Annotated in this window: 11 protein-coding genes; 3 read left to right on the top strand and 8 right to left on the bottom strand. The window is 71.8% G+C overall.

Annotated features, from left to right (window positions below):
- Positions 1 to 89 precede the first annotated feature (89 nt).
- Both V1460_RS14925 and V1460_RS14920 read left to right on the top strand, forming a co-directional pair.
- The gene (locus V1460_RS14925) at positions 90 to 632 is read left to right on the top strand and encodes a sigma-70 family RNA polymerase sigma factor (RefSeq protein WP_338674207.1); all 543 of its coding nucleotides are present in this window, start codon (positions 90 to 92) and stop codon (positions 630 to 632) included.
- A gap of 221 nt (positions 633 to 853) precedes the next feature.
- Positions 854 to 1,381 carry a hypothetical protein gene (locus V1460_RS14920; protein ID WP_338674206.1) on the top strand — a complete coding sequence of 176 codons (528 nt, stop codon included), beginning with the start codon at positions 854 to 856 and terminating at the stop codon, positions 1,379 to 1,381.
- Positions 1,382 to 1,529: 148 nt separating this feature from the next.
- Here the strand turns inward: V1460_RS14920 and V1460_RS14915 are convergent, their stop codons facing one another.
- The 4 genes from V1460_RS14915 to V1460_RS14900 all read right to left on the bottom strand — a co-directional run bounded on the left by V1460_RS14915 (position 1,530) and on the right by V1460_RS14900 (position 5,936).
- A complete protein-coding gene (locus V1460_RS14915) occupies positions 1,530 to 2,747 on the bottom strand; it encodes a histidine kinase (protein WP_338674205.1) in 1,218 nt (405 codons plus the stop codon).
- Positions 2,744 to 4,498, bottom strand: a complete 1,755-nt coding sequence (locus V1460_RS14910; protein ID WP_338674204.1) for a cation acetate symporter — start codon at positions 4,496 to 4,498, stop codon at positions 2,744 to 2,746. The genes V1460_RS14915 and V1460_RS14910 overlap by 4 nt, the downstream gene beginning before the upstream one ends.
- 22 nt (positions 4,499 to 4,520) lie before the next feature.
- A complete protein-coding gene (locus V1460_RS14905; RefSeq protein ID WP_338674203.1) occupies positions 4,521 to 4,928 on the bottom strand; it encodes a hypothetical protein in 408 nt (135 codons plus the stop codon).
- A 222-nt stretch (positions 4,929 to 5,150) separates the two neighbouring features.
- The gene (locus V1460_RS14900) at positions 5,151 to 5,936 is read right to left on the bottom strand and encodes a LytTR family DNA-binding domain-containing protein (protein ID WP_338674202.1); all 786 of its coding nucleotides are present in this window, start codon (positions 5,934 to 5,936) and stop codon (positions 5,151 to 5,153) included.
- 269 nt (positions 5,937 to 6,205) lie between these two features.
- On the opposite strand from V1460_RS14900, the gene V1460_RS14895 reads away from it, so the two are divergent.
- Complete coding sequence (locus V1460_RS14895) at positions 6,206 to 6,892, top strand: zf-HC2 domain-containing protein (protein WP_338674201.1); 687 nt, start codon at positions 6,206 to 6,208, stop codon at positions 6,890 to 6,892.
- Positions 6,893 to 6,953: 61 nt separating this feature from the next.
- Here V1460_RS14895 and V1460_RS14890 read toward each other — a convergent pair whose 3' ends face one another.
- The 4 genes from V1460_RS14890 to V1460_RS14875 form a co-directional block, all read right to left on the bottom strand.
- Positions 6,954 to 7,817: a DNA-formamidopyrimidine glycosylase family protein gene (locus V1460_RS14890; RefSeq protein WP_338674200.1), complete on the bottom strand. Its 864-nt coding sequence runs from the start codon at positions 7,815 to 7,817 to the stop codon at positions 6,954 to 6,956.
- Between the two features lie 84 nt (positions 7,818 to 7,901).
- Positions 7,902 to 9,293, bottom strand: coding sequence for a wax ester/triacylglycerol synthase family O-acyltransferase (locus tag V1460_RS14885; RefSeq protein WP_338674199.1), 1,392 nt, complete (start codon positions 9,291 to 9,293; stop codon positions 7,902 to 7,904).
- Between the two features lie 186 nt (positions 9,294 to 9,479).
- The gene (locus V1460_RS14880) at positions 9,480 to 11,567 is read right to left on the bottom strand and encodes a SpoIIE family protein phosphatase (protein WP_338674198.1); all 2,088 of its coding nucleotides are present in this window, start codon (positions 11,565 to 11,567) and stop codon (positions 9,480 to 9,482) included.
- A 71-nt stretch (positions 11,568 to 11,638) separates the two neighbouring features.
- Positions 11,639 to 13,144, bottom strand: a complete 1,506-nt coding sequence (locus tag V1460_RS14875) for a DUF6777 domain-containing protein (RefSeq protein WP_338674197.1) — start codon at positions 13,142 to 13,144, stop codon at positions 11,639 to 11,641.
- Between the last annotated feature and the right edge of the window lie 177 nt (positions 13,145 to 13,321).

The raw sequence follows: 13,321 nt of genomic DNA, 5'->3' as shown, positions 1-13,321 counted from the left end.
GCGCACATCGGCGTGCGTCGGCTGTCGTTCCGGCCCTCGATGCGTTCGGATACGCACCTGGACACATCGGAAACGGACCGGAGGCGACGATGGGGACGGCGACGACCGACGAGCGGGCGCTGGCGGAGCTGAAGCGCGAACACGGTCCCGCCCTGCTGCACTTCCTGCTCGGCCTGACGTGCGGGGACCGGCAGCGGGCCGAGGACCTGCTCCAGGAGACCCTGGTCCGGGCCTGGCAGCACCCCGAGGCGTTCGCCGCGCCGTACGAGTCGATGCGGCCGTGGCTGTTCACCGTCGCGCGACGGCTCGCGATCGACGCCCGCCGTTCCCGGCTGGCCCGGCCCACCGAGATCGGCGTCGCTGTGCTCGCCGGGACCCCGGACCCCGCGGATCCGACCGACCGGGCGGTCGCCGCACTGGATGTACGGGCCGCGGTGCGGTCTCTGAGCCCCGAGCACCGTGCGGTGCTGGTGCAGATCTACTTTCAGGGGCGCAGCGTGGCGGAGGCCGCCCGGGCGCTCGGCATCCCGGCCGGCACGGTCAAGTCGCGTTCCCACTACGCGCTGCGTCAGCTCGCCAGGTCGCTGCCCGGATACCACCGCGCGGCCGCCGCTCCCGCCGTCGCCGCGTAACGGCCGCCGCGTGAGGACCGTCGTACCGAACCGCCGGTGGGCGGCTCACTCCAGTCCCGGTCACCCCTTCACCGGTCTGGTCCCCCTGGTGCAACGGCCCGTGCCGACAGGATTCGGAATCCGCCGCTCGAGTTGAGCAAAGAGCGGCCCTGACGCGTGTTTCTCGGTGGAGGCTCGTCTTCGAGACCCGCGCCGAGCATGTCCGGGAGAAGGTGGAGAGAGTGCTGCCCGAGGGTACGAACGGCACCGGTGGAGACGGTCTGGCGGTCCCCATGGCCTGGCTGTGTGCCGAGTACGTGGCCGATGAGCTGCTGCGCACCGGCGGCTTGGTGGAGACCGGTACGGTCGAGTTCAGAGCGGGCCGGGCCACACTGGCTCTGACTATCTATCTGTGCGGTGGGGCCGATGAACCCGCCACCGGTGTCCGCACGGTGACCAGGCTGGACGAGTGGCTGACCCGTACGGCGTACGGGCACCCGTGGCCGCAGTGGGTGCGCGAACGTATCGGTGTGCTCGAGGCGTTCGAGTGCGATGTCACCGGTCCCGACGCGGACCTTGAGCTCGCCCGGGACACCTGGCGGTGGCTGCAGCACACCGAGGTGCTCGCCGCAGACCTGGGTGACCAGTCGGGGCTCTGGCCGCCGGCACTGCCCCAGGAGGATCCGGCCGTCGACGAGTCGGAGCAGGTGTGGACGCCCGCGTGGCGCCTCGGACTGCCGCTCGGACATCTGGCGATGCATCTGTACTGAGACGCGTGCGCGCCGGGCCCGGGGCCCGCCCGGCGCATCCGGTTCAGGACCCGCCCTCAGCCGGTCGGTCCGGACCGGCGCCGCCACGGCCGCTGTGCCCAGTCTCGGGCCCAGGAGCCGACCGCACGGCGGACACCCGGGGCGTCCTTCAGGGTGCGCCTGAGCCCATGTGCACACCCGCGTGGTACTTGGGGACCCTGGCTGTGATCTTCATGCCCGCCCCGACGCCCGTCTCGATGACCAGGCCGTAGTCGTCGCCATAGACCTGTCGGAGCCGGTCGTCCACATTGCACAGCCCGATGCCGGGCGAGCGGCCCGGCTCACCGGCGAGTATCCGGCGCAGCTCGGCCGGGTCCATGCCGACCCCGTCGTCCTCGACCACGACCACGGCCTCGGCGCCCGCGTCCCTGGCGGAGATCGAGATACGGCACTCCTGCCCCGAGTCCTCAAGGCCGTGTTTGACGGCGTTCTCGACCAGCGGCTGAAGGCACAGGAAGGGCAGGGCGACCGGTAGCACCTCGGGAGCGATCTGGAGGGTCACCTTGAGACGGTCCCCGAACCGGGCACCGGCCAGCGCCAGATACTGCTCGATACAGCGCAGTTCGTCGGCGAGCTGAGTGAAGTCCCCGTGTCTGCGGAACGAGTAGCGGGTGAAGTCGGCGAACTCCAGCAGCAGTTCACGGGCGCGCTCGGGGTCGGTACGCACGAAGGAGGCGATGGCGGCGAGCGAGTTGAAGATGAAGTGCGGTGAGATCTGCGCGCGCAGGGCTCGTATCTCCGCCTCGATCAGCCGGGTGCGCGAGCGGTCGAGCTCGGCCAGCTCCAACTGCACGGACACCCAGCGGGCGACCTCGGTTGCGGCGCGCAGCAGCACCGCGGACTCTCGGGAGCCGTAGGCGACGAGGGTGCCGAGTACCCCTTCCTCGCCGGTGAGCGGGGCGATGACGGCCCAGCGCAGCGGGCAGTCAGGGATGGCGCACCCGGTGCGCACGCTCTGGCCGCGCCCCGACTCCAGGACCTCCGCCACGCGCGCCATCGCCCACTCCTCATGGTGCTCGGCGCCCGGACCGTCCCAGGCAAGGACCCGTTCGCGGTCGGTCAGGCAGAGCACCTCGGTGCCCAGCAGCGGGCGCAGTCGCCGGGACGCCTTGCGGGCGGTGTCCTCTGTGAGCCCGGACCGCAGCGGCGGGGCGGCGAGCGACGCGGTGTACAGGGTGTGGAAGGTGGCATGTTCGACCGGTGTGCCGAGCCCGGGGTCGGGGCCGTTGCCGGTGCCCCGCCGTGCGGTGAACCGGCCGAGCCCGAAGCCTGCCACCAGCAGGACTGCCGCAGCTGCGGCCAGGGCCGCCAGCGCCATCCCGGTCATCGCCGCCTCCCTGGGATCGCTTCCACCGAATCGGCCGGCTGGGGCCGTGACGCGAGGTGCTCCGGCAGGTGGAACCGCGCGAGGATGGCGTCCGCCCCGGACGGTATGTGCCGGGGCGTCGCCAGTGACACCGACACCATGGTGAGGAAGCCCAGCGGCACCGACCAGACCGCGGGCCAGGCCATCAGCGTGTGCGCCCAGCCACCGGGGGCGAGCCCGGTGCGGGTCGCCATCACCGCGGCCAGGGCCGCGCCGCCGCCCGCGACGAGCCCCGCCGCGGCGCCCGGCGGAGTCAGCCGCCGCCACCAGATGCCGAGCACCAGCAGGGGGCAGAAGGACGAGGCGGAGACGGCGAAGGCGAGTCCGACGGCGTCGGCGACCGGCACATGGGAGGCGAAGACGCTGACGGCGAGCGGTACGGCCGTCGCCGCGACCGTGGCGAGCCGGAAGTGCCGTACCCCGCGGGCGGGCAGCACGTCCTGAGTGAGCACCCCCGCCACGGACATGGTCAGCCCGGATGCCGTGGACAGGAACGCGGCGAACGCGCCGGCCGCGAGCAGCGCACCGAGCAGGTCTCCGGCGGGCCCGCCGAGCATCCGCTCGGGGAGCACGAGCACGGCGGCGTCGGCGGCGCCGGTGAGGCTCAGCTCCGGGGCGTAGATCCGGCCGAGGGCTCCGTAGACGGGCGGCAGCAGATAGAAGACGCCGATCATCCCGAGGACGACCAGGGTGGTGCGCCGCGCGGCGCGTCCGTTGGGGCTGGTGTAGAAGCGCACGGCGACATGCGGAAGCCCCATCGTGCCGAGGAAGGTGGCGAGGATGAGTCCGTAGGTGGCGTACAGCTGGTAGCCGTCCCGCCCGCCCGCGAGCGGCTGGGACCAGCTGGACGGATCCGTGCCGCTGGTGGCCCGTTCGGGGACGGACGCGCCGCGCGGAAAGCCGATCCTGGTCCCGGTGTCGAACCGGTGCGTGCCCTCGGCGAGACCGAGCCGCTCACCGTCGTACCGGGTGCCGTCCACGGTGCCGGTGACTTCGACGGTGAGGGGCTGCTCCAGCTCGACCCGTACGGTGTCGCCGACCCGTACGACGGTGTGCTCGCGGAACACGGCTGGGGCGTCGAAGCGTGCGCGCGGCGCGTCGTCGCCCGCCCAGGCGGCGGCCAGGAACAGCGCGGGTACGAGCAGTGCGGTCAGCTTGAGCCAGTACTGGAAGGCCTGGACGAAGGTGATGGATCGCATTCCGCCCGCCGCGACCGCCCCGGTGACGACGAAGGCGACGACCAGCCCGCCCACCCAGCCGGGCGCGCCGGTGAGTATCTCCAGCGTGAGGCCTGCGCCCTGGAGCTGCGGCAGCAGGTACAGCCAGCCGATGCCGACGACGAAGAGACTGGCGAGTCTGCGCACGCTGGTCGATTCAAGCCGGGCCTCGGCGAAGTCGGAGAGCGTGTATGCGCCCGAGCGGCGCAGCGGGGCCGCGACGAGCACCAGGAGGACGAGATATCCGGCGGTGTAGCCGACCGGGTACCAGAGCATCCCCGGGCCTTGGAGCAGCACCAATCCCGCTATGCCGAGGAAGGAGGCGGCGGAGAGGTACTCGCCGCTGATGGCGGCGGCGTTGAGGCCGGGCCCGACCGTGCGTGAGGCGACGTAGAAGTCCGATGTGGTGCGGGATATCCGCAGCCCGAGTGCGCCGATGAGGACGGTCGCGAGCACGACGAAGGCGACTGCCGCCACCGCGTGGGTCTGGTTCACCGTCCGTTCTCCCCTGGTGTGCTCAGCGGCCTTCGACCAGTGCGGTGAAGTCGCGCTCGTTGCGCTCCGCGCGGCGGACGTACCAGCGGGCGATGCCCCACATCACCGGATACACGGCCAACCCGAGGGCCGCCCAGACGAACGGCTGGGGCGAGGAGAGGAACCCCAGCACTTCGGTGGGCAGCGCGAACAGCAGTGGCAGCGTGCCGACGAGCAGGGCGAGTGCGCCCAGCGCGGCGAGTGCCGCGCGACGCTGGCTGCGTATCAGGGAGCGGACGTACACCCCGCCGATGGGGGTCTGGTCGCCGCTCTGCGAGCGGGCCGGGATGTGCCCGGGCGTGCGGCGCCCCGCACGGGGTACGCCCGTGACCACTTCACGGCGAGGTGGCTGCTTCGCGGGCTCGGCGGGCTCCGCGGACTCCGCAGACATGGACGGTCCCTCCCCGCGGCGCTCGGCGATCGTTCCGACGTTCAGACAGATGTCCGAGCATCCGGATCCAGGGAGTCTACGCGGGAGCCAGTCGGGGACCCAGAGGTGTCAGGTCCGGTGGCCGGATCGCCCTGATCACGGGGACCCGAACCGACGTGGGGCCGAACTCGCACGCGAGGCGCGTCGCGGTCCGGTTCAGCGGGGTACCACCGGGAAGGTCCGTCATCCGCGTGCGTGCCGCATCAGCAGGTCGCGGAGCTGGCGGGCGTGCCTCCGGCTGACCGGGAGTTCGGCGGTACCGACCCGCACCGTGGTGGTCCCGGTGTCGAGCCGCAACTCCTCGATCCGGCTGAGGGAGACCAGATGGCTGCGGTGGATGCGGACGAATCCACGTGCGGCCCAGCGCTCCTCCAGGGTCGACAGCGGGATCCGGACCAGGTGGCTCCCCTCCACGGTGTGCAACCGGGCGTAGTCACCCTGGGCCTCGACATAGGTGATGTCGTCGATCGCCACGAAGCGTGTGACCCCGCCGAGCTCCACCGGTATCTGATCGCCGGCGGGCACCGCCCGGTTCGCGGAGGGAAGCGCGGGCGCCGCCGCCCGGGTGCCGCGTACCGGGTGCGCCGGCTCGCTCACCCGGCGCACCGCCTCCGCGAGCCGCTCCCGGCGCACGGGCTTCAGTACGTAGTCGACAGCCTCGAGGTCGAACGCCTGGACGGCGAAGCCCTCGTGCGCCGTGACGAACACGATCAGCGGCGGCCGTGCGAAGCCGGCGAGCAGCCTGGCGACGTCGAGCCCGGTGAGTCCCGCCATGTGGATGTCGAGGAAGACCACGTCGATGGCATCATCCCCGTCAGGACCCGCATCCAGGGCCCGGTTGACACGGCGCAGCGCCTCGGTGGCGTCGGTGGCACCTTCCGCGCTCAGCACCCGCGGGTCGGAACGCAGCAGGAAGAGCAGCTCTTCGAGTGCCGGTTTCTCGTCGTCCACAGCCAGTACGCGCAGCATGGAGCGGATCCTAAGGGCTGTCCCGTGATCCCCGGTCGGTCAGCGGGGATCGGCGACGCGACCGTGTGCCGCAGTCGGCGCTTCGAGCCCGTTCCGGCGATCTCGGGATGGCACTGGGACCGGTCACCAGCGCCGGGTCCACCGAGCTCGGTCGCGGTTTTACGCGTGCCAGTGAGCAGGGCGGGGCTGCCGTGCGTATTCCATGCCGACACCACGGTACGTACGACTTGTATGGACCGTTCGTAGCCGACGAGCCGAAGGATTGGTCCATGGATCTGCGGGAGCGGCACAGGGATGTGGCTGCCTATGCGCTGGGCGTCCTCGGCCCTTCGGACGCGTTCCGCTTCGAGGAGCATCTGTCGGAGTGTGTCCTGTGCGCGGTACGGCTGACGGACTTCGCTCCGGTCGCATCAACACTGGCCGAACTGGGCGTGCCCGGTGCATCGGAGCCGCCGGTGACCCGGCCGTCCGCCGCGCTGCTCGACCGACTGCTCGGCACGGTCGAGCAGGACCGCAGACGCGGCTCGCGCCGCAGGCTGCGGCTGGTGGCGGCTGCGGCGGCGCTGATCGTCGCGCTGCCGGTGGTCGTCGTCGGCCTGGTCGGGGACGGGGCCGGTACCGAGGACACGGTGCCGCGACTGGTCGCGACGGATGCGGCGACCGGGGTGTACGGGGCGATCGACCTGCACCGCAAGAAGTGGGGCACCGCGGTGGCGCTGCGGCTCGCGAAGGTGACCGGTCCTCGGACCTGCGAGTTGGTGGTGGTCGGCAAGGACGGTGCCGAGCACCCCGTCTCCACTTGGTCGGTACCGCGAGACGGCTACGGCCTGCCCGGGGCGGCAGGTACCGGCAAGCCGCTGGACATCGAGGTGGCCACGGCACTGACGCCGGACGAGATCGGCCATGTGGAGATCCGTACCGAGAGCGGTGAGCGGCTGGTGTCGCTGGACCGCTGATCCGGAGCGGACCGCACCGGGGCCGCTCGGGAGCACCCGGGCACCCGGAAGCACTCGCGCATCACTTGAGCAGGCGTGACATCCGCCGGTCGGCAAGGAGCCTGCCGCCGGTCTGGCAGCCGGGGCAGTACTGCAGCGAGGAGCCCTGGAAGGACACCTCGCGGATGGTCTCGCCGCATACCGGACACGGCAGGCCGGTGCGTCCGTGCACCCTGAGCCCGCTCTTCTTCTCGGACTTGAGATTCCCTGCGGCAAGTCCCCGTGAGCGCCGCACTGCGTCGGCCAGGGTGTCGCGCATGGCCTCGTAGAGGCCGGTGATCTCGTCCTCGCCGAGCTTCGAGGCGAGTTTGTAAGGCGACATCCGTGCCGCGTGCAGGATCTCGTCGCTGTAGGCGTTGCCGATACCCGCGATCAGACTCTGGTCCCGCAGCGCACCCTTGATCCGGCGGGGCTCGCCCGCGAGGAGTGCGGCGAAGTCCCCGCGTCCGAAGCCGTCGGCGAGCGGGTCGGGACCGAGCCGTGCGATGCCCGGGACCTCGGCCGGATCGCGCACCAGATGGACGGCGAGCCGTTTGGTGGTGCCCGCCTCTGTGAGGTCGAAGCCGTCTCCGCCGGTGAGCGCGGTGCGCAGGGCCAGCGGCCCCTTGCCCGGCCTGGGCAATCCGGAGGGCAGTACGTCCTTCCACTGGAGCCAGCCGGCCCTGGCGAGGTGGAAGACCAGATGGAGCCCGTCCGCTGTGGCGATGTCGAGGAACTTCCCGTGTCGGTGCACGGCGCTGACCTCACCGCCCTCCAGGGCGGTGAGCGGCGGGTCGTAGGTCTTGAGCACGCTGATCGCCACGGGCAACACCTTGGCGATCTCCTTACCGAGCAGGTGCTCGTCGAGGAAGTCCCGCAGCGCTTCGACCTCGGGAAGTTCCGGCATGGGACCAGCCTGCCGCATCGCCCTGCCATGCGCAGGCCTCGGCGCAGGGTTCACCGGAGCTCAGGCCGGGCTCGGCAGCGGGGTTCAGCGGACCAGTGACAGCAGTTCGGTGAGCTCGTCCGCCATGCAGCGGGCCAGCACGTCCACGTCCGGGAGCGCCTTGCCGTCGGCGACCAGTCCGATGTGCACCTTGCCTCCGTAGGTGGACATCGCGACGGCGAGCGACTGGCCTCGGGCGAGCGGCGCCAGGGGATACACCTCGCGCAGCGGACAACCGCCGAGTGACAGCGCGGACCGGGGCAGCGGCACACTCGTCACCAGCACGTCGAAGAGCATCCGGGCTGCGCTCCCCGCGATCGGCGCGCCGAAGCGGTGGGCCAGTGCAGGAAGTTGGTCGGCGAGCACGGCGACCGCGCCCGCGCCGCGCAGCGGGCCCGCCGCCTTGTTGCGGTCCATTCCGGTGCGGACCGCGTAGAGCCTGGTCCAGGGATTGGGCTCGGTCACAGGAAGCCCGAGCAGATAGGCCGAGAGTCTGTTGCCCGTACCGGGCGCGCTACCGGGCCGCCGCCGGGAAACCGGCACGAGGGCCCCGGGGTCGCTCGGCGGCAGTGTGTCGCCCCGCGAGATCACCCAACGGCGCAGCGCCCCCGCCACGATGGCGAGCAGCACGTCGTTGGCGGTGCCGCCGGCGGCTCGGCGCACCTCGTGCACCTCGTCCAGGGGCAGCACGGCCGTGGCCAGTCGCCGCGTACCACTGGAGGTCGCGCTGAACGGGGCGGCACCGCGCGGGTCGAGCCGTCCCGCACGGGCGAGGGAGGCACCGACGAGGGAGGCACCGACCCCCACGGCGCGACCGAGGTCCTCGATCCTGCCGCGGGCCAGGTCCGCCATCCGGCCGGGGCCGGGCAGCCAGGAGCGAGGACCGGCGGGGCGGTTGCCGCGCGCCGCGCCCTTCCGGGGCGGCGCACCGCGGCCCGAGCGGGCCCCGTGGGCGTCGGCGACCTGGTCGAAGATCCCGGCGCCGATGGCCACGGCACGCATCCCGTCGGCGAGAGCGTGGTGCAGTTTGACCAGCACCCCGAACGGGTCCCCGGGACCGCCGGTCAGCAGATACATCTCCCAGGGCGGCAAGCCCCGTTCCAGCGGGCGTTCCATCAGCTCCCCGGCGAGCCGCGTCGCACCGGTGGCGAAGTCCCCCGCGGGCAGCCGCACATGGCGCAGATGCCGCCGTACGTCGAAGTCCTCGTCCGCCGCCCAGGCGGCGCCGCCGACCGGCAGCAGCACATCGCGTACCCGCATCCTCAGCCGCGGGATGGCGCAGGCGCGCGCGGCGAGCAGTTCGAGGATCTCCGCGCTGTCGCGCTCACCGCCGGCGGGTGGTGAGAAGCAGGCGAGCGCACCGAGGTGCATGGGGTGGTCGGCGGTTTCGAGATGCCAGAACGCCAGGTCCAGCGGGGCCAGTAGCTCAGTACTCAAGGGGTCCTCATGTCCTAGAAGGCCGGAAACCCGGAACACGGGGAGAACCAAGTCAATCGCCCGCGATCGGTTACGGTCAAGTACCGTCAAGTTACATATGGTTACCAGTCGGTTGTGGTTCGGCACGGGTTCGACGCCTGTTCGCATCGGTTGGCACGGCAGGGCCGCGCGGTCGGTTCGCAGGAGTCAAGCGGATGTCCGCTCGACGGTGGCCGGGTCGGGCATGGCGAACTCGCACCACACGCACTTGCCGCTGCCCCGCGACTCCACACCCCAGACGTCCGCCAGCCGGTCCACCAGCATGAGCCCACGCCCCGAGACACCCGACTCCCCGGCATCCCTGCGCCGCGGCAGCGCGGTGGACCTGTCCTCCACCTCCACCCGCAGCCGCCGCCCCTCCCCAGGCAGCACCCGCGCGGTCACGGTGGCCCCGCCATCGGTATGCATCAGGGCGTTGGTGATCAGCTCGTCAGCGGCCAACTCGATCTCGTCGGCCCGCTCCGCCGCGCCCCACACTCGCACCGCGGCCCGGATCATATGGCGGGCCGAGGTGAGCGCCTCGGGGTCGTTCTGGGCGACATGCTGCTGGAGGCGACCGCCCGCGTGGGCGGCGGGCGCGCCATGGCGGCGCAGCAGCAGGAGGGCCACGTCGTCCTCGCCCGCCCGCTCCTCGGACTCCTCGCACAGCCGGTCGGCGAGCAGCTGAAGGTTGCGTGGGCCCCCGTGGATCAGCTCGACGAGCGCCCGGAGCCCGTCGTCGAGATCGGTGCCGGGGCGCTCGACGAGACCGTCGGTGTAGAGCAGCAGGGTCTCCCCCGGGTCCAGCTCGATAGTGGCCACGGGGTACTCGAGACGCCCGAACTCGGCGGAGAGACCGAGCGGCAGCCCACCACCGACGGACACCCGGCGGGTCTCGCCGTCGGCGCTCAGCCGGAGCGGATCCATATGACCGGCCCGCACCACCTGCACCACGCCGGTGGTCGGATCCGCCTCGGCGTAGACACAGGTGGCGAAACGTTCGGTGTCGAGTTCATGGAGGAAGACCGAGGCGCGGGCCATCACGGTCGCCGGGGTGTGCCCCTCGGCCGCATAGGCGCGCAGCACGATACGCAGCTGGCCCATGACGGCCGCCGCATGGGTGTCATGCCCCTGGACGTCTCCGATGACGGCACCGACCCGGCCGCCGGGCAGGGGGATGACGTCGTACCAGTCCCCCCCGATGTCACGGCCGAGACGGGCCGAGCGATAGCGGACCGCGATCTGGGCGCCGGGCACGGAGGGGATACGCCGGGGCAGCATCGCCTGCTGGAGCCCTTCGGCGAGATCGTGTTCCTGCTCGAAGAGCACCGCCCGCTGGAGACTCTGGGCGATGCTGCTGCCGAGCGCGACCAGCAGATTGCGCTCCTCCGTGGTGAAGCCGGTCTTGTCGCTGTAGAGCAGCCCGAGCGCGCCGATCGGCCGGGCCTGGGCGATGAGCGGCATGTACGCGGCCGAGGTGACACCGAGGCCGCGGACATGGGGCCACAGTCTCGGGTACGACTCGGCGAAGTCCTCCTTCGACTCGATGAAGCGCGGCGCGAGGGTGCGGATCACCTCGCTCATCGGGTACTGCTCGTCCACCCGGGTGTAGCGGGTGCCCGGCACGAACGAGCCTTCGGGCCCCTCCGCGACCAGGTGGATACGGCCCGCCTCCAGCAGCCCCATGACCATGCTGGTGGCACCGAGGCGTTCCAGGCCGTGCGAGTCCTTCAGCACCTCGATGACGTCCCCGACCGTTCTGGCATGGGCGAGCGCGGCCGTGGTGCTCTCCACCACACTGGTCTGACGGCGGCGCTCGGCGTCGAGCTCGACACGGGCGGACGAGTCGGCGAGTTCCTGGGTGGCATCGCGGACGATCCCGATGATGCGATTGGGCCGCCCTGCGGCATCACACCTGACTGCGCCCTGGGTGTGGGTCCAGCGCAGACTGCCGTCGCGGCAGCGGATCCGGAAGTACGCCCCGTAGCTGCTGCTGCCACTCCTGAGCGCCTGGGTCACCAACCCGTCCAGCCGCACCGCCTCGCTGTGCGGGACGCGGACGGCCAGTGACTGCGGGTGCCCGTCGAACTCCTCCGCCGTCACGTCGAACACGTCGAGCGCCGACTGGTCAAGGTGCAGCAGCCCGTTCTCCAGATCCCAGTCGAAGCTGCCCATACGGTTGAGGGACAGGCTGAGATCCGGATGGGCCGGCCAGTCGTCGGGGAGCGACATGGCACGCGCTGCCCGATCAGCCATGGTGACACTCTGACATCATTTGTCCGATTTTTCGAGCGAACGGATGCCGGGTCACCGGCACCCGCGCGTGCTCAGCCCCGGGGCACGGCGTCGGTGTCCGGCACCGGCCCACGCACGGCTCCGGGCACCATCGCGGCACCGCGGGCGTCCAGCGCCTCAGCCGCACCCTGCGGGCCGGGGCCGGGGGCCGCGCCCTGACTCGTCTGCCCCTGAACCGTTCCGCCCTGAACCGTTCCGCCCTGAACGGTACTGCCGTCGCTCGCGCCGCCGGCCCGGCTCTCACCGCCCGGGGCCACGCCGTTCTGAGACGCGCCTTGAGTGGCACCGCCCCGGACCGCGTCCTGCGGGGCCACGCTGCCCCGGACCGCGCCGCCCTGCGCCGCCGCGCCCCGGTCCGCGCCCTGGGTCGACCTCTTCGAGCCCGACGGCGCGGCACCCGGACCGGCAGCGGGACCGAAGAGAACCCCGGAGTCGCTCTCGAACGGGGGCTGGAGCGTGCCTCCACCCTCGGGAGCCATACCGTCCGAAGGCATGCCGTCGCTGAATCCCATGCCCGCGTCGGGCACCGGCACTCCCTGGGGCACGTCGGGCTGCGGCCGTGGCGGGTTCACGATCCGCCCCTCCGTGGCGTTCTTCGCCTTCGTGCCCTGGCTCGCACTCGGACTGGCGTCGGGCAGGATGGGCCGTGGACTGGACGTGTCCGCGGGTCCCCCGGGCCTGACGGCCGGCACCTCGGTGACATGCAGACCGGGCGCGTACGGCGGCAGCACATCCGGCTTGCGGTCCGCCTCGCCGTCGGTTCCGCTCGTCCGCGCCAGCCAGGAGTTGCCGGCGACATCGGCGATGACGAGGTTCTTGATCGCGGCCGCCGACCTGGTGATCACGACCACGCGGTCGGCATCGTATCCGGGCCACTCCCGGCCCTGCTCCTCCACCGCACCGGACTCGATCACCGGAGACGCCAGCGGGCTTCCGGACGCACAGCGCACCCTGGGCGAGCCGTGTTCGTCGACCAGTACGGCCGTGCCGCTCTGCAGCACGGCCTGGAAGCGCTGGGCGGATCCGGCGCGGTAACTGTGGCCGGTCACCCGGACGTCGGCGCGCAGCACCACGGGAGTGAGACCGCGCAGGAACTCCGGAAGGTCCTCCTGGCTGACTCCCGCACCGGAGGCGAACGCACGGCCCTTGTTGGCGTCCACGGTGAGAAAGCGGATCTGCTGCTCGACGTCGCAGCTCGCGATCGAACGCGTACCACCGTAGAGACCCGGAGTGGAGCCCAGCACGGTCCGAACGGCCCCGAACTGCGAGGCCCCGGGCGAGGGCGAGGCGGATGCGGGGGGCGCATGAGGGGTGGAAAGGGGGCCCGCGGCGCCCGCGAGAGTGGCCGTGGAGGGTGTGAAGGGGTCAGGCCCGAGGTCCGACGCGGGCTGCAAGTGGACCTGCTGCCGCGCCTCCGTTCCGCCCTGACCGGAACCGGTGAGCTTGCTGCAACCCGTGACCAGCAGTGCCGCCGACAGGACCGCCGACTGCGCGGCGAGCCTGGCGTACCGGCGATGCGTCGATGAGCACACGTACATGACCCGCCATCTCCCGCCTGTGTTGCCCTACGAAAATATGTAGTGATCACTCCTTGTCTTGCCGTATGCCGATGCCGTCCGCGACCGGACCGCCCGGCGCGGCGCAGGCGCGCCGGGACCGCCCGGCCCCGCCTCGGGCTCGCTGACCTGGACGGATGCAGCGGTGAACAGCGCCGA

The sequence above is a fragment of the Streptomyces sp. SCSIO 30461 genome, assembly GCF_037023745.1.
In the GTDB taxonomy this organism is placed as follows: Bacteria; Actinomycetota; Actinomycetes; order Streptomycetales; family Streptomycetaceae; genus Streptomyces.
The sequence above is the reverse complement of the archived record's forward strand: the minus strand, read 5'-3'. Positions and strand labels throughout refer to the sequence as shown.

Excerpts from the sequence above, each read along its gene's own strand:
- V1460_RS14915 (WP_338674205.1), bottom strand. The coding sequence starts at position 2,747 with ATGACCGGGATGGCGCTGGCGGCCCTGGCCGCAGCTGCGGCAGTCCTG.
- V1460_RS14875 (WP_338674197.1), bottom strand. The coding sequence starts at position 13,144 with ATGTACGTGTGCTCATCGACGCATCGCCGGTACGCCAGGCTCGCCGCG.
- V1460_RS14895 (WP_338674201.1), top strand. The coding sequence starts at position 6,206 with ATGGATCTGCGGGAGCGGCACAGGGATGTGGCTGCCTATGCGCTGGGC.
- V1460_RS14900 (WP_338674202.1), bottom strand. The coding sequence starts at position 5,936 with ATGCTGCGCGTACTGGCTGTGGACGACGAGAAACCGGCACTCGAAGAG.
- V1460_RS14925 (WP_338674207.1), top strand. The coding sequence starts at position 90 with ATGGGGACGGCGACGACCGACGAGCGGGCGCTGGCGGAGCTGAAGCGC.
- V1460_RS14890 (WP_338674200.1), bottom strand. The coding sequence starts at position 7,817 with ATGCCGGAACTTCCCGAGGTCGAAGCGCTGCGGGACTTCCTCGACGAG.
- V1460_RS14880 (WP_338674198.1), bottom strand. The coding sequence starts at position 11,567 with ATGGCTGATCGGGCAGCGCGTGCCATGTCGCTCCCCGACGACTGGCCG.
- V1460_RS14905 (WP_338674203.1), bottom strand. The coding sequence starts at position 4,928 with ATGTCTGCGGAGTCCGCGGAGCCCGCCGAGCCCGCGAAGCAGCCACCT.